This window comes from Polaribacter aquimarinus (assembly GCF_003129485.1).
Classification (GTDB): Bacteria; Bacteroidota; Bacteroidia; order Flavobacteriales; family Flavobacteriaceae; genus Polaribacter; species Polaribacter aquimarinus.
This window is the reverse complement of sequence record NZ_QFFG01000001.1, coordinates 93,471-113,190: the sequence shown is the minus strand read 5'-3', so window position 1 is coordinate 113,190 and position 19,720 is coordinate 93,471. Positions and strand designations below refer to the sequence as shown.

At 27.7% G+C, this 19,720-nt stretch carries 18 protein-coding genes; 6 read left to right on the top strand and 12 right to left on the bottom strand.

The genetic code is table 11. From position 1 onward, the window contains the following. Window positions 1-74: 74 nt before the first annotated feature. From DIS07_RS00500 to DIS07_RS00475, 6 genes are all read right to left on the bottom strand, one after another. On the bottom strand, window positions 75-1,121 hold the full coding sequence (locus tag DIS07_RS00500) for a lysophospholipid acyltransferase family protein (RefSeq protein ID WP_235869066.1): 1,047 nt from the start codon (window positions 1,119-1,121) through the stop codon (window positions 75-77). Between the two features lie 10 nt (window positions 1,122-1,131). After that, window positions 1,132-2,085: a bile acid:sodium symporter family protein gene (locus DIS07_RS00495; protein ID WP_109403835.1), complete on the bottom strand. Its 954-nt coding sequence runs from the start codon at window positions 2,083-2,085 to the stop codon at window positions 1,132-1,134. Then, the gene (locus DIS07_RS00490) at window positions 2,069-2,710 is read right to left on the bottom strand and encodes a DUF4159 domain-containing protein (RefSeq protein ID WP_109403259.1); all 642 of its coding nucleotides are present in this window, start codon (window positions 2,708-2,710) and stop codon (window positions 2,069-2,071) included. Before DIS07_RS00490 ends, DIS07_RS00495 begins: the two co-directional genes overlap by 17 nt. Before the next feature lie 41 nt (window positions 2,711-2,751). Next, the gene (locus tag DIS07_RS00485) at window positions 2,752-3,462 is read right to left on the bottom strand and encodes a 16S rRNA (uracil(1498)-N(3))-methyltransferase (protein WP_109403258.1); all 711 of its coding nucleotides are present in this window, start codon (window positions 3,460-3,462) and stop codon (window positions 2,752-2,754) included. 200 nt (window positions 3,463-3,662) lie between these two features. Then, window positions 3,663-4,784 (bottom strand): GTP cyclohydrolase, encoded by a 1,122-nt coding sequence (locus DIS07_RS00480; protein ID WP_109403257.1) that lies wholly within the window; start codon window positions 4,782-4,784, stop codon window positions 3,663-3,665. A 12-nt stretch (window positions 4,785-4,796) separates the two neighbouring features. Then, complete coding sequence (locus tag DIS07_RS00475) at window positions 4,797-5,810, bottom strand: transporter (protein ID WP_109403834.1); 1,014 nt, start codon at window positions 5,808-5,810, stop codon at window positions 4,797-4,799. Window positions 5,811-5,983: 173 nt separating this feature from the next. Between DIS07_RS00475 and DIS07_RS00470 the strand changes: the two genes are divergently transcribed. From DIS07_RS00470 to DIS07_RS00460, 3 genes are read left to right on the top strand one after another with little or no spacing between them, the layout of a single operon-like run. Then, window positions 5,984-6,244 (top strand): DUF4834 family protein, encoded by a 261-nt coding sequence (locus DIS07_RS00470; RefSeq protein WP_109403256.1) that lies wholly within the window; start codon window positions 5,984-5,986, stop codon window positions 6,242-6,244. Window positions 6,245-6,246: 2 nt separating this feature from the next. Next, window positions 6,247-8,658 (top strand): YfhO family protein, encoded by a 2,412-nt coding sequence (locus DIS07_RS00465; protein WP_109403255.1) that lies wholly within the window; start codon window positions 6,247-6,249, stop codon window positions 8,656-8,658. A gap of 9 nt (window positions 8,659-8,667) precedes the next feature. Then, window positions 8,668-9,654 (top strand): LamG-like jellyroll fold domain-containing protein, encoded by a 987-nt coding sequence (locus DIS07_RS00460; RefSeq protein ID WP_109403254.1) that lies wholly within the window; start codon window positions 8,668-8,670, stop codon window positions 9,652-9,654. 9 nt (window positions 9,655-9,663) lie between these two features. On the opposite strand, the gene DIS07_RS00455 is transcribed toward DIS07_RS00460, so the two are convergent. After that, window positions 9,664-11,358 carry a helix-turn-helix domain-containing protein gene (locus DIS07_RS00455; protein ID WP_109403253.1) on the bottom strand — a complete coding sequence of 565 codons (1,695 nt, stop codon included), beginning with the start codon at window positions 11,356-11,358 and terminating at the stop codon, window positions 9,664-9,666. Between the two features lie 251 nt (window positions 11,359-11,609). Between DIS07_RS00455 and DIS07_RS00450 the strand changes: the two genes are divergently transcribed. Genes DIS07_RS00450 through DIS07_RS00440 form a run of 3 tightly spaced genes read left to right on the top strand, consistent with a single transcriptional unit; the run spans window position 11,610 to window position 15,554 of the window. Beyond that, window positions 11,610-12,800 carry a glycosyltransferase family 4 protein gene (locus DIS07_RS00450; protein ID WP_109403252.1) on the top strand — a complete coding sequence of 397 codons (1,191 nt, stop codon included), beginning with the start codon at window positions 11,610-11,612 and terminating at the stop codon, window positions 12,798-12,800. Continuing rightward, window positions 12,797-14,062: a glycosyltransferase family 4 protein gene (locus DIS07_RS00445; protein ID WP_109403251.1), complete on the top strand. Its 1,266-nt coding sequence runs from the start codon at window positions 12,797-12,799 to the stop codon at window positions 14,060-14,062. The genes DIS07_RS00450 and DIS07_RS00445 overlap by 4 nt, the downstream gene beginning before the upstream one ends. Window position 14,063: 1 nt before the next feature. Next, window positions 14,064-15,554 carry a lipopolysaccharide biosynthesis protein gene (locus DIS07_RS00440; protein ID WP_109403250.1) on the top strand — a complete coding sequence of 497 codons (1,491 nt, stop codon included), beginning with the start codon at window positions 14,064-14,066 and terminating at the stop codon, window positions 15,552-15,554. Here DIS07_RS00440 and DIS07_RS00435 read toward each other — a convergent pair. The 5 genes from DIS07_RS00435 to dapB form a co-directional block, all read right to left on the bottom strand. Continuing rightward, complete coding sequence (locus tag DIS07_RS00435) at window positions 15,545-15,853, bottom strand: DUF6122 family protein (protein WP_109403249.1); 309 nt, start codon at window positions 15,851-15,853, stop codon at window positions 15,545-15,547. The genes DIS07_RS00440 and DIS07_RS00435 overlap by 10 nt on opposite strands. A 134-nt stretch (window positions 15,854-15,987) precedes the next feature. After that, complete coding sequence (locus tag DIS07_RS00430) at window positions 15,988-16,563, bottom strand: Crp/Fnr family transcriptional regulator (protein WP_109403248.1); 576 nt, start codon at window positions 16,561-16,563, stop codon at window positions 15,988-15,990. Window positions 16,564-16,633: 70 nt separating this feature from the next. Further along, window positions 16,634-17,233, bottom strand: coding sequence for a WbqC family protein (locus DIS07_RS00425; RefSeq protein WP_109403247.1), 600 nt, complete (start codon window positions 17,231-17,233; stop codon window positions 16,634-16,636). 2 nt (window positions 17,234-17,235) lie between these two features. Then, the gene (lepB, locus tag DIS07_RS00420; protein WP_109403246.1) at window positions 17,236-18,939 is read right to left on the bottom strand and encodes a signal peptidase I; all 1,704 of its coding nucleotides are present in this window, start codon (window positions 18,937-18,939) and stop codon (window positions 17,236-17,238) included. Between the two features lie 79 nt (window positions 18,940-19,018). Beyond that, window positions 19,019-19,720, bottom strand: a complete 702-nt coding sequence (gene dapB / locus DIS07_RS00415) for a 4-hydroxy-tetrahydrodipicolinate reductase (RefSeq protein WP_109403245.1) — start codon at window positions 19,718-19,720, stop codon at window positions 19,019-19,021.

Below are 19,720 nucleotides of genomic sequence, written 5' to 3'. Positions count from 1 at the left end.
ACTCGCTTTTTATTTATACAGAATAAAAGAGATCAAACAATTGCTGTTATCTAAATTAAGCTTATTTGCCAACTTTAAACTTCTGAGTTTGTGACAGAAAATTTACTATGTATTAAGATTAGTAAAAGTGAAATAAAAAAATAAACTCCTGCAATTCTCCATCCCCAAAAAGATTGAATAATCAAAGATTGAAATATATAAAACACAGGAAAAGTTACAGCATTTAATCCAAATCGAAAAGTATCAATAAATTCAATTTCATCAATTTTTTTAGAGGTAATTTTCCAAATTATATATGGCAATAAGCTATTAATAATTATCAAGTAAAATAAAGGTTTTAAGTAATGGGTAGTTTTAGGTTTTAATTCAAGAAAACTTTGGTTTACAATCATTTTATTGACAGATTCTACTTGTGTAAAATCCACATTAGCTTTGTTGAGTTTTGCTAAAACTTCTTTATAGGATTCATCATCAGGAATATGAACACTCAATTTTTTTAACTGAAAACTCACCTCGTTTTTTAATTGAACCACAGAAATATTTGTTTTTTTGGGATTGTAAAAATCATTTACTAAAATTGGTGTTCCATAATTAATTGCAACTTTAGCTGGGTATTGAGATGCATTTTGATAGGTTAATCCTACAGGGATAATAGTAATCTTTAAATCTTTATATTTATCTAAAGCTCCAAAAACGATTCTTGTAAAACCTTTACTTAAAGGTCTTATGGTTCTTTTTCGATTGTGACTTCCTTCTGGGAAAATCATCAAGGTTTGTCCTTTTTTAAAAATTTCAAAACAATTTTCGAAAATTTCTTGGTTTTTACCTAGTTGACTTGCTCCATCTCGAATTCTGTATATTGGCATTAGGTTTAAGGTACCCAAAAACTTTTTTATCAAAGGTTTTTTAAAAACAGCAGCTCTAACTAAATAATGATTTATTCTTGGCAAATGTGTGGTTACCATTAATGGATCTATTAATCCATTGGGATGATTTACCATAAATAAAACGGCTCCTTTTTTAGGGATTTGCTCTTTACCAGAAACTATTATTTTTTTGGAATAAAAATGTAGGCCTATTTTTAAAAATAATTTCCAAAAGTAATACCAAATTGTTTTCAAAATTATGTGGTTATTTATCTGAATTAGAGATAGCGATTTTAGCTTCATTTTTTGCTTTATTTCCCCAGTATGTAGCCAAAGCCATACCAGAAAAAACATCCCAAATTCCCCAAAATGCAGCTAATAAAGCCATTCCTCCTAAGCCTTCAAAGAAGCCAAAAATTAATAATAAACCTAAACCACCATTCTGAATTCCAGTTTCGATTGCAATAGTTTTTCTATCTTTTTTATCTAAGCCAAAAATTCTTGCTGTATAAAACCCTAAGATAAAAGCAAAAATATTATGAAAAATGACTAAAAATAAAACATGATGAATATGATTTACAAAAACATCTAAGTTTTGAGAAAAAGCAATAAAAATAAGCGCAATAAAAACCAACATAGAAAGTGGTTTTAATACTTTTTCAATTTTACCGGCCATTTCAGAATGGTAATTTTTAATAAGCATGCCTAAGATTAAGGGGATTCCTAAAATTAAAGAAACTAGTTTAAATAAATCATATGGATTTAAAGAAACTGTTTTTAGAATATCGTTGGTTGGTTCATATAAGCTTCCCCAAAACTGTAAGTTAAAAGGTGTCATAAAAATGCAAATCAATGTAGCAAAAGCGGTTAAACTAACTGATAATGCTGCATTTCCTCCAGCCATTTTGCTGAAAAAATTAGATACATTTCCTCCAGGACAAGCCGCAATCATCATCATTCCTAAAGCAAAACTAGGATGAGGTTTTAGAATTAAAATCGCTAAAAAAGTTGCAGCTGGCAATAAAAAAAATTGAGATAAAACCCCAACAAAAACAATTTTAGGATTTTTAAACAATCGCTTAAAATCATCGGTGGTAATACCCAAAGCCACACCAAACATAATAATGGCAATAGCAATGTTTAAAACCCATAAACCTTCTGTATCAAAGTTTATTTTAATGTCATCAATATCTATATATGGACTAATTTTTAAAAGCATATTCAATAATGTTTGCACCCATTTTTAGTGCTTTTTCGCGAACACTTTTTGGATTGTTGTGTATAATTTCATCTTCCCAACCATCACTTAAATCGGTTTGGTAGTCATAAAAAACAACAAGTCTACCTTGGTAAAATAAACCAAAACCTTGTGCAGGCTTTTTGTCGTGCTCATGAATTTTTGGCATTCCGTTAGGGAATTTAAATGTCTGATTATAAATAGGATGATTCGTTGGGATTTCTTTAAACTCAAGAGTAGGAAATACCTTTTTGAGTTCTCTTCTAATAAATTTATCCAAACCATAATTATCAGAAATGTGTAAAAATCCGCCAGAAATTAAATAGTTTCTAAGGTTATTTACTTCGTCATCAGAAAATAATACATTTCCATGACCTGTCATAAATAATAGTGGAAAGTTAAAAATGTCTTCACTACCCACTGTTACAGATTGTGGATTTTTAGAAATATTTGTTTTAATGTTTTTATTTGCAAACTCAACTAAGTTCGGAATTGCAGTTGGGTTTGCATACCAATCTCCACCACCATTGTATTTTAAAATGGCAACATCTTGGGCGTAACTAAAAATAGAAAATAATATAAAAAGTAGAAATAAGATTTGCTTCATTTATTATTCTGAATAAGAATTGAAAGCAAGATAAGGAAAAGTTACTGATTGATAAAAGAAACTATATTAACAGCAACTAAGCCAGCAGTTTCTGTGCGTAATCTACTTTCGCCTAAAGAAATAGGAGTGAAGTCTTTTTCTAAACATTTTTTTATCTCTTCAGAAGAAAAGTCACCTTCTGGACCAATTAAAATTGTTATTTTTTCTGATGGTTTTAAAACAGATTTTATTAAGTTTTTATCTTTACCTTCTTCACAATGTGCAATACAAACTTTTCCATCAAACTCTTGATTTATAAATTGACTCAACTTTATTGGTTTATTTAATTTTGGTAATGTAAATTTTAAAGATTGTTTCATTGCAGACTGAATAATTTTTTCAAATCGTTCTAATTTTATAATTCTTCGTTCAGAATTTTGGCAAATTATAGGTGATATTTCATCAATACCAATTTCTGTGGCTTTTTCTAAAAACCATTCAATTCTGTCATTATTTTTAGTTGGAGCAATAGCAATGTGTAAATAATAGTTCCAAGGTTTTTGTTTTTCTTTAAAATTGATAATTTCTGCCAAACATTTTTTGTCGCTTGCAATTACAATTTTCGCATCAAACAAAAACCCTTTTCCGTTGGTAATTTTTAGAATATTATTTTCTTTTTTACGTAAAACACGAACAATATGCCTACTTTCTATTTTATCGAAAGTAATTTGTTTAGTTTTTAAAGAAATATCAGCATTATAAAATAGTTGCATTTATTTATTAGTTGCAAAGTTTTTAAAGTTTCAAATGTACAAAGTTTTAAAGTTGAGAGTTCTCTATCGTTTAAAAAAAAATATTTCGAAATGACATTTTTTGGTAGCGTTTTTCATTTTTGTAAACTTCCAACTTCCAACTTCCAACTTCCAACTTCCAACTTCCAACTTCCAACTTCCAACTTCCAACTTCTACTGAATTACTGAATACTCATTCTATAAGTTCTTCTTCTTTTGTGTGTAACAGGATTAAAATCTTTCCAAAGTTTATTTATAGCTTCATTGTCTTCTAGTTCAGGGGTTCTTATACAGTTGTCTATTCCTAGTGGCTTAAAAGTTTTTGTGTATTGATCAAAAATAATAGCATGAACACCTTTGTTTTGGTAATCTGGATGAACACCAATTAGGTAAAAAGTAACATCTTTAGCGTGTTTTCTAGCTTTTAACAAATGAAATAATCCAAAGGGAAATAATTTTCCGTTTGCTTTTTGTAATGCTTCAGAAAAAGAGGGCATCACAATAGCAAAAGCAACTAGTTTTTGGTTTTCATTAACCACAAACTTTATGTATTCTGGATTGATAAATGAAATGTATTTTTTCTTGAAAAAAGCAATTTGGGCGTCAGAAATAGGAACGTAAGTAGATAGTTTTGAGTAGGTTTTGTCAAAAACTTCAAACATTTCATCTACATAAGGCATAATGTCTTTAGTTTTTGTGAAATCTAAGGCTTTTAGTTTAAAACGTCTTTTAATGATGTTGCTAATTCTATCAAAATAAACATCATCTACATTTTTAAATTTAAACTTATTTTCTAAATATTCTTTCTCTTTTACAAAGCCTAATTCTTCTAAATGATCTTTATAATAAGGATGATTATACCAAGTAATCATGGTTCCTAAATGATCAAACCCATCAATTAGAACACCTGTTTTGTCTAAATTATTAAAACCAACAGGACCTTCTATATATTTAAGATTATTCTCAAGGCCTATTTCTTTTACTTTGTTTAAAAGAACTTTTGTGACTTCAATATCATCAATTACATCAAACCAACCAAAGCGCATTTTTTTAATTTGTTGTTTTTCAACTTCAAACCAATTGATAATTGCCACAACACGACCAACAATTCTTTTATCTTTAATAGCTACAAAAAATTGTGCATCAGCATTTTCGAAAACAGGATTTATTGTCGGATCAAAATTATCAATTTCGTCTTTTATAATTGGAGGTACCCAATATTTATTATTCTTGTATAAAGAAAAAGGAAAGCGAACAAAATCTTTCATTTCTTTTCTAGAAGTAACTTTTTTTAGTGTAATCATAAATTATACAAGTTAATTTCTTTTTCTCTTCCTTTTAGGCCTTTTTCTATTTCTTTTCTTCTTAAAAATACTAAAAAGCCGTGAGAAAAAACCAGCTTTTTGTTTTTTATTGTACCTCGTTATTGGTGTATCTTTTATTTGTTTACCTTTTTCATCTAAGTTGATAAAAGAGTCTTGATGTTTGTCTACTCGATAAGATACGCCTAATCCACCATAAAAACCTTTAGCATTTCCTTCAATTAGATATCTTCCAGAGGCATTAATTTGAAGGTTTTCCGTGAACAAATATGCTAAACCTGTACCTAAATTATTAGCAGTTAGGAGTTTTTGATAAATACCTTGATTTTCTAAAAAAGCAGACCATCTATCACTAAAATTTTGAGTAGCTGTTACGATATAAGAAAACGAAGCAAAATCTGTCCCAGCATTATCATAGTAAAAATTGGTTATTATATTCAAATCATTACTTAGGTTATTTTGTAATAGAATTCCGATTTTTGGTGTAATACTACCAGTTTTGTAAACTTCGGAAACAAAATCTGTATTCATGCCCAAATAAAGAGCCACAGAGGGTATTAATCGTTTTTTATCAAAAGCATTTCTTCTTTTCCAACTTCTTACCTCTTTTGTTTTATCGGTGTATTCTTGTTGATAAAGTAAATATTTTGCTCCGATAGTAAATCGACTAAAACCCGATGAAAAATAATGAGAAGTAAAAATATTTTTAAAAGCAATTTTATCTCTTTGGTAAGTAACTTGAGCATTAAATTCTAGTTTTTCTAACAAAAAACTTGTTCTAAATAAAAAATCTGCACCAAAAGACTGTGGTCTCGAAAAAGTAGGTTCAATCGAAGTGTTTCTAAATAAAAAATTACTTTCTAACTGGTAAATACCTTTACCAACACTATAAGGGCTCTCAGAAAAACCAGGTTTGTTAGAGTTGATTACATCTGTATATTGTGCTTGTATAGATGAAAATCCGAATAAACAAAAAGTAAAAAAGAGATTTAAAAAAAAATGCTTCATAAATTTATGATACGTTTTTGTAAAATGCTTATCATTTGTCACAAACATAGTTTAAAAATGCTATTTTTTAAAAGCAAAACATACTTTTTTCGGTTTGTGAAAGTTTTATAGATTGATAACGCATCAATTGCGTTCAAAATTGTTATTTTTGATTGATTTTTATAAATAAGATTATGTTGGCAGGATTATTTAAAACGATTCTTTATATTTTTATATTTTATTATGCTTTTAAGTTTTTAGCTAGATTATTTGCACCTTTCTTAATGAAAAAAGCAGCAGAAACTATTCAGAAAAAAGCGCAACAACAATATAGAGGGCAGCAACAAAAATCTTCTGTACCAGAAGGAGAAACCGTAATAGATAAAAAACCAAGAAATCAGCAACAAAGTAAAGATTCTGTTGGAGAATACGTTGATTTTGAGGAAATTGATTAACTATGAAATTCACTAAATTTATACCTTATATAGTTGCTATAACAGTTTTTGTTTTGGCTTCTGTAATTTACTTTCATCCTATTTTAAAAGGACAACAATTAAATCAGTCCGACATCACTCAGTTTAAAGGAATGGTGAAAGATATTAATGATTATAGAGCAGAAAATAATAAAGAACCTTACTGGACAGGGGCTTCTTTTAGCGGGATGCCAGCTTATCAGATAAGCGCTTATTACCCAAATGATTTTGTTCGAATTATAGACAGGTCATTACGTTTTTTACCAAGACCAGCAGATTATACATTTCTTTATTTTTTAAGCTTTTTTGTGTTAATGATTGCTTTAAAAATTGAATGGAGGTTAGCAATACTAGGCTCATTGGCTTTTGGTTTTTCTACATATTTAATCATCATTTTTATTCCTGGTCATAATGCAAAAGCACACGCAATTGCATATATGCCTTTAGTTTTAGCTGGTGTTTTATGGGTTTTTCAACGGAAATATATATTAGGGTTTATTGTTACAGGATTAGCAATGGCTTTAGAAATCTATACTAATCACCCACAGATGACATATTATCTAGGGTTTTGTTTGTTAATTTTAGGAATTGTAGAATTAATATATGCGATTAAAGAAAAGAATACATCGGTTTTTGTAAAGCAAGCTGTTGTTATAATTGCTGCAGTTGTTTTGGGTATAGGGGCTAATGCACCTCGATTAATGGCAATGAAAGAATATGCTGACAATAGTACTCGAGGAAAATCTGAATTAACAATCAATCCGGACGGGAGTAAAAAGAAAGCTACAAAAGGGTTAAATAAAGCATATATTACCGAATATAGTTATGCAAAATTAGAAACATTTAATTTGTTTGTACCGCGTTACATGGGAGGAGGTACTATAGAACAATTAGATGAAAACTCTAATTTCTACAAATCTATAGAGAAGAAAGCAGGAAAAAAAGCGGCTAAAGATTATTCTAAACAGGTATTTACTTATTGGGGAGATCAAACAATTGTAGAAGCTCCTGCATATATTGGTGCTGTAGTTTTCTTCTTATTTTTCTTAGGAATTTTTTTAATAAAAGGACGATTAAAACAATGGTTAGTATCTGCTACTATTTTTTCGATATTAATGAGTTGGGGACGTAATTTTGATGTGTTAACCAATTTTTTTATTGATTATTTTCCTTTATACAATAAATTTAGAGCAGTTTCATCGATACAAATTATTGCCGAATTATGTGTGCCAGTTTTAGGAATTTTGGCATTAAAAGCATTTTTTTCATCAAATGTTACTTCTGCTGAAAAGCAAGAAGGATTAAAAAAAGCAGTTTATGCTTTTGGAGGGGTAATTATCTTAGGATTTTTATTAGCTCATGGTTTTTCAACTTTTGAAGGTATTAGAGATACTCAATACGGCCAGTTATTAGGGCTAAAAAATGCTATAATTGCTGACAGAAAATCGATGTTGTTTGCAGATACTATTCGTTCTTTAATTTTAATGTTACTCTCTGCAGGTATTTTGTGGATGTTATTAAAAAATAAATTAAAACAACATTATGCAATATTTGCTTTAGCAGTTATTCTTTTGTTTGATTTAATATCAGTGAATAAAAAATATTTAAACGAAGATGATTTTAAATTATCTAGAAAAGTAGAAAAACCTTTTGTAGCTTCTCAAGCTGATAAAGTTATAATGCAAGATAAAACACACTTTAGAGTGGGTAATTTTACAGTAAATCCTATGAATGATGGAAGTACTTCTTATTTTCATAATTCTATTGGAGGTTATCATGCAGCGAAGTTAGGTAGGTATCAAGAATTGTACGACCATCAAATATTAAAAAATAATATGGAGGTTTTAAATATGTTAAATACCAAGTATTATATTGTTCCAGATAAAGGAGGTAAGGTAAAAGCTCAGTTAAATACTGATGCAAATGGTAATGCATGGTTTGTAGAGCGTGTTCATGTGGTTAAATCTGCTAATGATGAAATACAAGCTTTAGATACTCTAGAAACTAAAGATATCGCAGTTTTAGATAAAAGTAAAATCAAAAGAAAAATTCAATTTAATATTTCTAAAGACTCAACTGCATCAATAAAATTAACAGATTATAAAATTACCTCATTAACTTACCAATCAAAAACTCAAAAAGAACAGTTTGCTGTTTTCTCTGAAATTTATTACAAAGATGGTTGGAATGCCTATTTAGATGGAAAATTGACACCACATTTTAGAGTGAATTATGTTTTAAGAGGAATGAAAATTCCTGCTGGAGAACATAAAATTGAGTTTAAATTTGAGCCAAAAGTGATTCAGAAAGGAAAGTGGATTTCATTATTTTCTTACACCTTATTGTTTTTAGGTTACATTTTATCTATTTATCTTTGGCGAAAAAAAATAGTTTAAATAAAAATTATGAAAAAGATTATTTTAATTTTAGTGGTTTTATTTTTGAGTTATAATACTATTTCTCAAAATAATATAACCGACGGACTTTTATTGCACTATAAGTTTAATAATAATGTAAAAGATTCAAGTCTTAATAATCATGATGGAAATGATAATGAAATAATTTATGTCAAAGATAGAAAAGGAAATGATAATTCATCAGCCTATTTTAATGGTATAAATTCGTTTATAGATTTACCCAACTTATCTGAATTAAAACCAGAATTACCCCTTTCTGTTGCTTTGTGGATTAAATTTGATAATTTGAGTAACGAAGAATCTGTCTCTTTTACTACTGACTTTGCAGAAGATAATCATACTGGTGTATGGTCAAGCTTATCGGGAGGTAAAATTGCTATTTCTTATGGTGATAATACAGGGAATACTACAAGTGTGAATAGGAGAAGTAAAGTTGGATCTTCACAATTGATGGCAAATTTATGGTATCACTTTGTCTTCGTAATAAAAGATAAGCATGATATGGAAATTTATATTAACGGTGTAAATGATCAAGGTCATTATAGTGGATATAGTAATTATGGATTAAGGTATTCTAAGAATTCGGGAAGTTTGGGAAGAAAGGATTCTAATACGAATTTATCTCCTTACTTTTTTAAAGGAATGTTGGATGATTTCATTTACTGGAATAGAGCTTTGACAGAAAAAGATGTTAAATCATTATATAATTTACAAACTTTATCGAAAGTTTCTCTTTCTTTACAAAAAGATAATAATATTTCAATATTTCCAAATCCAGTAAGAAATAAATTTCAAATCGAAACGTCTAAAGTTATTCATCACCTAAATCTTTATGATATGAATGGAAAGAAATATCGGTTAGATTATCAAATGAATCAGAAAGAATTTGATGTTAAAAAATTATCTAAAGGAATTTATATTTTAAATCTTATTACGAGTTCAGGAATCGTTAATAAAAGACTAATTATTGAATAGAAATAAAATTTATTGATTTAAGCCCTTAATAAACTCTGAAGGAGTAATGCCTTTATACTTTTTAAAAGCTCTTGTAAATGCTGAAGCATTAGTGTAACCAACTTCTTCAGCTAAAGATTTAATGGTGAATTTTTTATACTCTTTATTAGTTTTTAATTTCTCAATGAGGTATTCAATTCTAAGTTGTATTAGATATTCTTTAAAAGATTTATTGAATTCCTTATTAATAATATAAGATAAGTATGATGTATTTGTATTCAATTGATTGGCTAAATTTTGAATATTAAAGCCTGTCTCCAAAAAATAGTTGTTTCTCTTTAAATCTATTATCCCTTTTAGTATTTCTTTTTCTAGTTGATTGTCAATATTGTATTCTTTTTTTTGAGTAGAGTTCTGCTTTTTTATAGCATTTAAATTTTTAGAGATTACTCTATTTTTTTTTAACATAAAAGAAAAAAACAACACGAAAATTAATATAATAATGGAGATAATAAAAATAGATGTATTAAAACTATTCTTCTCTTTTTCTAGAATACTTCTATTCAGCTTTTTAATATCATTGTAATTATGCAAATAGTGAGATTTATTGATTTCATTTTTGCTTTTATCTAAAAGTTTTAATTCAGCTATAGTTAATTCAGAATATTTAAAAGCACTATCTAATTGTTTTCCTATATAGTATTGATTTGATAGGATATTATAGATCGCAATTAACCTTTTTTTATTATTGTTTTTTTTGTCAAAATTTTGAAGGTATAATTTTGAATAATGAAGTGTAGAATCTTTTACTTGTAAATTAAAAAAACAAATTGCTTTTAAAGAATTTATGTTCTGAGAAGTATTAAATTCTTTAGAATTTTTACTATACTTTTGAATAAGATTTAGAGATTTTCGATATTCTTTTTTTGCGATGAAAACTTCAGCTTCTCTAAGATAATAAAGTGTTTCAGTATTTTTATGAGGAGGTACAAATGTTTTAGCGACTTCAAAAGCTTTTCTAAAATAATAACTAGCTGAGTCAAGGTATTTAAAATTATTAATGCTTGATTTTAAATATGACTCTGCAATTAGATTAAATGTTGAAGATTTAAATAATTTATGGTAATAATCTCCATTATTTAAATTACTATATATTTTAGGTAATAAAGGAATCATATCCTTTAATATTTTTCTCGATTCAACATGAAACCCCAATACAGATTTAATAATTGCTAAGTTGTTTTGAGTTGAAAGATAATTTGCGTGATAATAATTGTCTTTTATGTCAAGACTTTCTAAAACATTGATTTTTTTTATTATTGCATCAAATGCTTTTTGATACTGTTTTTTATTTTTATAAATCCAAAATAACCTAGTTAAAGCTGTGATTTTATTCTTCTTAAAGCAATATTCATTCTTGTGGTCTATTTCATTTAATACCAAATTAACTTTTTTTTCGGCCAGAACTATTAAACCTTTTTGGTAAAATGCCTTAGCTTCCATGTTTAAAGCATGATAAAAGTTGCAAGGTTTTTTAGATTTCTTAAGTTTTTTAGCGTAAAACAAGATACTATCATTATTTGTATCTGTAAAAAAAGATAATTTATCTAAGTGAAATTGATCTATTTTATTTGTTTGGTTATAACTAGACTGTATATAAATAAAAAAGAAAAATAATGCAGAATTCTTTCCTAAAAATCTAATTATGTATTTAAACGTAGTCATTTCTACAATGATAATTAAAAAAGGTGATTATAGAATATTTTTTATTGATAAAAGTATGCTTTTTATAAAAAGAACAATACAATAAATGTATTCTTTAATAAATGTTAACTTTATTAACTATCTTTGAATAGTAACAGGAAATAGTTGTTATGAAAAAGAAAACTTATTTAAAAAAGAGAGCCTTGTAGGCTCTCTTTTTTATTGTTTTTTATTCTATTCTTCAATTTACTTTTTCTATATTTACTTTGGTTATGAAGATAGGTATGATACTTGACGCTACTTTTCCAACAGATCCTCGAGTAGAAAATGAAGCGATTTCTTTAATAGACAAAGGGCATGAAGTTTACCTCTTTTGTTTAAAATATTTTGATGAATTAGATTCGGAAATAATTAATAAAATAAAAGTTAAGAGATATTTATCTAACAAATTTGAGTATAAACTATCTGCTTTATCATATACAATACCTTTATACGGTTGGTTTATGAAAAAAAAGATTCATCAATTTATTGAAGATACTAAAGTTGAAGTAATACACATTCATGACATTAGAATAGGAGCAGCTGTTTTTAGCGTTAATAAAAAATTTAAATTACCTGTTGTTTTAGATTTACACGATAATATGCCAGAGGTAATGAAGCTATATCCTCATCTTCAAAAATTCCCTGGAAAATATATTATTTCTCCTAAAAAATGGAAAATGAAAGAAGAGGAGTTTATTGAGAAATCAGACAAGGTAATAACTGTTTCTCCAGAATTTTTAGAAACTATAAAAAAAAGAATTCCTTCTTCCGTTAATAAGCTAGTTTTAGTTCCTAACACAATTAGAGAGTCTTTTTACAAAAATTACAGATTAGAAGAATCTATATTAAAAAAATATAAAAACAAGTTTGTTATTCTTTATTTAGGAGATACCCATTTAAGAAGAGGTTTGCAAACAGCTATTTCTGCTATCGTAAATTTAAAAAATAACATTAAAAATATAAAATTAGTTATTGTTGGCAAAAATACTACAGATGTTTTTTTAAAAAAACAAGTGCAAGAGCAAAGTTTAGAAGAGTTTGTAGATTTTGAAGGTTGGCAAGATGTTTCTTTATTTCAATCTTACATAAAAGCAAGCCAAATTTGCATCTCTCCCCTGCATAGAAACAAACAGCATGATGTCGCATACGCTAACAAAATTTTTCAATATATGAGTTTTGGGAAACCTTTGTTAGTAAGTAATGCAATTGCTCAAAAAAAAATAGTAGAAGACAACAAAACTGGGCTTGTTCATAAAGAAAAAGATATTGAGGATTTTTCAGAAAAAATAATGATGCTTTACAATAATAAAAAATTGAGTGAAGAATTAGGTGAAAATGGTAAAAATTTCATAGAAAATAAGTTTTCATGGAAGCATACATCAAAAAATCTCCTACATTTATACGATAATTTATCTTCTTGAAAGTTTTAATCATTACATATTATTGGCCACCAGCGGGTGGGTCTGGAGTTCAGCGTTGGTTGAAGTTTGCAAAATACTTAAAAGCGTATGGTGTTGAGCCAATTATTTATACAATAGATAATCCAAATTATCCTAAGACTGATGATTCTTTATTAAAAGAAATTCCAAAAGATATAATGGTTTTAAAAAAATCTATTTGGGAACCAACAGATCTATTGTTTTGGAAGAAAAATAAAATAGATGATAAAGGAATTTCTAACGTTAGTAAAGGAGGTTTACTTTCATTTATTAGAGGTAATTTTTTTATTCCTGATCCAAAAATATTTTGGGTAAAACCATCAGTAAAATTTTTACAGAGCTTTTTAAAATCTAGTGAAATTGATGTAATTATATCTACAGGACCACCACATAGTATGCATTTAATTGCGCAAAAATTACATCAAAAGAGTAAGATTAAATGGATTGCGGATTTCAGAGACCCATGGTCAGATTTGTATTATAATAAAGATTTTAACCAGTTTTCTTTTACTAAAAAAAGAAATAGAAAACTAGAAAAATCAGTTTTACAAAGTTCAGATTGTATATTAACTGTTAGCAATACATTAAAAAATGAGTTTTCTAAAATTGCCAATAGAGTTGAGGTTATTACAAATGGTTTTGATAATGAAGTATTAAGTTTAAAACCAAATTTTTTAGATAACGAATTTTCTATTTCTTATATTGGTTTATTGCCCCAACAAAGTAACCCTAAAACTTTTTTAAATGTTCTAAAAGAGATTTGTTTGGAAAACACTGCTTTTAAAAAGGACTTAAGATTGAATTTGATTGGAGATATTTCTGATGAAGTAAAAAGAGAAATTCAAAATAACAATTTAATAGAAAACTCTAATTTCATCGGTTATGTTCATCATCAAAAAGCAATTAAATACCAGAAAAAAGCACAAGTATTATTATTGTTAATACCAAATGTAGAAAAATCAGAAGGCATTTTAACAGGTAAATTATTCGAGTATTTAACTGCAAATAGACCTATTTTGGCTTTGGCACCAACTCAAGGAGATGTCTCAAAAGTTTTAAAAGATACCAATACTGGAGAAGTTATTCATTTTGATGATAAAGTAAATTTAAAAACAAAAGTTTTAGAACTCTATCAACAATATAAATCAGGAAAATTAGTTGTAAAATCAAATAACATTCAACAATTTCATAGAAAAGAATTAACAAAGCAATTGGCAACAATAATTAAAAGTTTACATTCGTAACATGGGAATTGTATTAAAACAATCGTTTAGAAATACCATCATAATCTATGGTGCTTTTTTAATAGGAGGTATTAACACGATTGTGTTTTATCCAAGAATTCTAGAATCTGAATTCTATGGGATGGTAACTTTTTTACTATCAGCCTCTAATTTAATAATGCCGCTAACTGCTTTTGGTGTTCAATATACTATTGTAAAGTTTTTCTCATCTTATCAAACAAAAGAAGAAAAAGATAAATTTTTATCCTCAGTAATTTTTATCCCACTTTTTATTGCATTACCGCTTGGTTTTTTATGGGACTATGTTCACGATTGGATAATGAATAGAATTACAGAAGAAAATAAAATTATTGAAGACTATACATTTTCTATCTATTTAATAGCAATAGCTTGTGCTTATTTTGAGCTTTTTTATTCTTGGACAAAAGTACAGTTACAAACCGTATTTGGAAATATATTAAAAGAACTATGGAATAGAGTTGTTGTTATGCTACTCTTATTAGCAGTTTTTTTGGGTTTAATAACTAAATCTGGTTTTATCTTTTATCTAACGGGTGCCTATCTTTTAAGGGTTTTGGTAATGATGTGTTATGCATTTTATATGTATTTTCCAAAATTCTATTTCAAACTACCCAATAATTTTAATGAAATTCTAAAATATTCTCTTTACATCATTTTAGCTGGAAGTGCAGGTGCAATTTTGTTAGATATTGATAAAATAATGATACCAGGAAAAGATACTATCGAGAAAGCTGCTTATTATTCAGTAGCAGTTTTTATTGGTTCTTTTATTGAAGCACCTAGTAGGGCAATGACACAAATCTTACAACCTTTAACTTCTAAATCGCTTAATGAGTTTAAAAACAAAGAAGTTGAGAATCTTTACAAAAAAAGCTCGATAAATTTATTTTTAGTTGGTGGTTTGTTTTTTTTATTGGTGAATTGTGGTGTGACCGAATTATTTAAAATAATGCCAGAAAAAGGTTATGCAGGGGGTGAATGGGTTGTTTTAATGATTTCTGCCGCAAAATTATATACTATGTTTTTAGGAAGTAATGGAGCAATTATAAGCAACTCTAAATTCTATAAAATAACTTTACCATTAGCAGTTGGTATGTCATTAACGGTTTATCTTTTAAACAAATTGTTTTACTTTAATCTTGGTTTTGGTACAGATGGTTTGGCTTTAGCAACATTAATAACAATTTTATCATTTAATACTATAAAATTGTGGTTTGTGCATTATAAATTTAAAATTACACCTTTTACACCAAAATCTTTAAAGATGTTTTTCATCATCTTAATTTTATTCTTTTGTTTTTACTTTTGGGATTTTAATTTACCAATACTTAAAATTGCCGATTTTTCTATTACACCAATCATTAATATTATTTTAAAAAGTATTATTATTTTGATATTATATGTGTTTTTGGTCTTAAAACTAAAAATTTCCAATGAGTTCGATAGCTTATTAAAAAGGTTTTATAGATAACAGTCTATATAGTCTGTAATCATATGAAAAAGTAAAGCAGAACATAAGATTCTTGTTTTTCTAAAAAATAATCCTAAAAAATAGATTCCGATTGCTATGTATGAATGTAGAGGATGAAAATTAAGACTACATCTGTTTTTATCAAAAATTGGGTTTGCTAATAAATGATCCAAATCCACTAACATCGAAAAAAGAAAAATCAGATATACAGTTTTCCATTTGTCTTTAAATAAATAAAAAGCAATAAAAAAAGGAATTACAAAATGTAATCCATAATGAATAATAAACTTAGTTGTCATAAAATAAAAAAAAGGCTTATTAAAAATAAGCCTTTATATAAATTGTTAGTATAACAATAAATTGGGGGAAATAATATGTAGCAAAAATAGTACTTTATTTATTGTTAGAAATTAACATATGTTAATTGAATAATTTATTTAGAATATATTTCTTTACGTATTCTACTTAATTGAACTGGTGTAATATTTAAATAAGAAGCAATATGATATTGAGGTATTAAGTTTTCTATATCCGGAATTTGATTTTTTAATTTTAAATATCTTTCTGTAGCATTTAAAACTGATAAATTATAGATTTTTGATTCTAAAGTAAGAAAAATGATTTCTAAAACAGAACAGTATAAGTTAGAAATTTCTTTATCTTTTTGGGTTAGTTCTTTAAATTTTTTAAAATTTATTGCATACAATTCACAATTAGAAAGACAATCGTAAGATAATCTTGAGGGTTTGTCTAAAATTAATGCTCCAAGAGCCCCGGTTGCTCTAAAGGATGTAAATATATGTCTGATGTATTCTTTTCCTTTTTCATCAGTATAAAATGATCTTACTATACCTTCTTTTAATATGTAAATATCTTTTGGGATTTCACCAATTTTAGCAATAGAATCTCCTTTCTTTAACTCTATAATTCGAATTAAGGAGAATAATTTGTCGGTAGACTTTTTGGGAATACCTCCAACAGAGTCTATAAAATCAGTTAAAAACTTCATAAAAAACGTTTTACTCTTTACAGAGTGTTTTTTAAGGGGGGATATTGAGTATAAAGTTAGTGATTTTTTATTAGAGATAACTTATCGCATTTGGACCTTCCATAAAAAGTAGATCTAAAATAGATAAATTAGGAATAAATCCATATTTATTGTCAAACATTTGAATGTAAGGATTCACTAATTTTTCAGGTTGTTTTTTTACATCTGATAAATTCCTGAAATCGTTTTTAGAATTCATTAAGTATTCTTCTGTTCGATTGTAATTTTGGTTAATTTGTAGGGCATCAGTAATAAATAAATACGTGTCAATATTTACATCTTGTAAAAAAGTATATTTTTTTGAAAAAATTGGAAGCAAATCATCTTCATAAAACTCATAAAAAGGAGAATTTCTATAGGCGTTTTGTAAAGATTTTAGATGATGATCTTGCCAAGAAACATCATTTTCTACCAACATGTCTTTAGTTTTTTTTCTTTTAGAACTACCTTTGGTTTTATCTTTTACAGGTATGTTTAACAATTGTTTTCCATTAGAATTATAGATATAACAACGATTTCTATAACTCTGTTTCTGAAAATTGTCTTCCATTTCAAAAATTACTTCTTCATTTTTTACTATTTCAGAGTATTGAGAAATAGGAGAGAAGTAAGTAGGAATAAATAAGGACATCTCTATTTCTTAGCAGATTTCTTTTTTCCTTTAAAGAAACTATAACCAATGTAAATCGCAATTAATGCAAAAACCAAATATCTATAAGAAACAGGTTTTCCATCACCATGAACAGTGGTAAACATTCTATCCCAACGGATTGATTTTAATTTTGCACCAAAAGAAGGTGCATCAGCATCCCAACTAAACCAAACCATTACAGGTTTTCCTAAAACGTGATCAAAAGGAACATAACCCCAATAACGAGCGTCTAAAGAGTTGTGTCTATTGTCTCCAATTAAGTAAAAATAATCCTGCTTAAAAGTATAAGAATCTACTTTTTCTCCATTGATAAAAATATTATCACCTACAACCTGTAAATCATTGTTTTCATAATTCTTAATGATTTGCTCATAGAAAGGTAAAGATTTTGAGTCTAAATTTACAGTTGCACCCGCTTCTGGAATATAAATAGGACCAAAATTATCTTGACTCCAACCTAGTGCTTTAACATGCGGGAATATGGCATTATCTGCTCCATGATTAACTTTTATAACAGATTTTGTTAAAGGATATTTCTTTAAGCGACTAACTTCTTCATCTGTTAAGTTAATGTTGATTTTATTATCAACAGAAATCATTTTTAAACGTCTTGCAAAACTTGGGTTAACTCCTCCAACAACTTCGGTATATAAAGAGTCAGATCCTATTTTAGATAAACTTCCATTTTGTTTAATAGCATCTTGTACTTTTGGATTATCCCAATATTCGCTTAAAATTTTATAAACACCAGTTCTTTCTTTATCCATTAAAAACTTAGGATAAGTATTTTGATTGATAGGTTTTTTAGATTCATAAGTATAGTAAAACTGTAATTTAGCTCTATCTGGTAGGATATTCTTTTTACCATTTATGTAAAAATACCCATCTATCATTTGTATAGAATCTCCAGCAATACCCACACAACGCTTTACATAGTTGGTTTTCTTATCTACTGGCTTGTAAGTAAATTTTCCTGAGGTATCACCCCACATGGTGGCTAAAGTATCAGCAGGCCAATTAAAACAAACGATATCGTTATTTTTAATTTTTTGTAAACCAGGTAAACGTGTGTAAGGTAGTTGAGGTTTTTTTAAGTAAGATGCTGTTCCTGTATAAGGTAATGAATCATGTACCATCGGTGCAGCAATTACTGTTGATGGAACTCTTGCTCCATAATGAAATTTACTCACAAATAAGTAATCACCAACCAATAGTGATTTTTCTAAAGAAGATGTTGGTATGGTAAAAGGTTGCATAAAGTAAGTATGTACTAAAGTTGCAGCAATAATAGCAAATGCAATAGAACTTACCCATTCACCTAATTCAGAACGAGGTTTTAAACTTCTTTCTGCATTGTATTTTGTGTCAGTTGCGTAATTGATGTAAAAAATATACAAACCTAAAGTAGCAATTACTAAAAGTGAATCTAACTTCTTGTAAAAACCAAAAGTCCTAAGGGTTTCAATCCAAATAACTGGAAACATCAAAAGATTTACGATAGGAATAAATAATAAGACAATCCACCATTTAGGACGATTTATTATTTTCATTAATACCATTCCATTATATATTGGAATTGCAGCTTCCCAAGATTTTCTACCTGCTTTTACGTACAGTTTCCAAGTTCCCAAAAAATGAATTACTTGAACTACTATAAAAAATATAAACCATTGTGTAAATGTCATAATCTTATACTTTAATTTTCTCTAAAAGAGAGGGATATTAATTTCTGTAAGACGGTAAATCGTCTAATTGTTACTTTTTTTAACGGATGTTTAACACATCTTTCATCGAGAAAACACCTTCTTTTCCAACAATCCATTCTGCTGCAACAACAGCACCCAAAGCAAACCCTTTTCTATTATGTGCCGTATGTTTTATTTCAATAGAATCTACTTCAGAATCATACCAAACTGTGTGAGTTCCTGGCACGTCAGGAATTCTTTTGGCTACAATTGGGATATTCTCCTTAGATGTTTTATCTCCTAATTCCCAGCCACCTTTGGTTGTGTTTTCTATAACACCTTTAGCAAGTGTAATTGCTGTTCCACTTGGTGCATCTAATTTTTTGGTATGATGAATTTCTTCCATAGAAATATTGTAGTCTTCTAGGTTACTCATCATTTTAGCGAGCTGTTTATTTAATTCAAAGAATATATTTACACCCAAACTATAGTTAGAAGCGTAAATAAAAGCGCTATTTTTTTCTATACAAAGATTTACAGCTTCATCATACTTATCTAACCAACCGGTAGTCCCAGAAATAACAGGAACATTATTATTTATACAATTGGTAATATTATCAAAAGCAGAAGAAGGAACACTAAAATCGATAGCCACATCGGCTAAATTAATGTCAATAATATCATCAACATCTTTTCTAATTACAATTTCGTGTCCGCGAGATATAGCAATCTTTTCGATTTCTTTTCCCATTCTTCCGTAACCAAGTAAGGCAATTTTCAT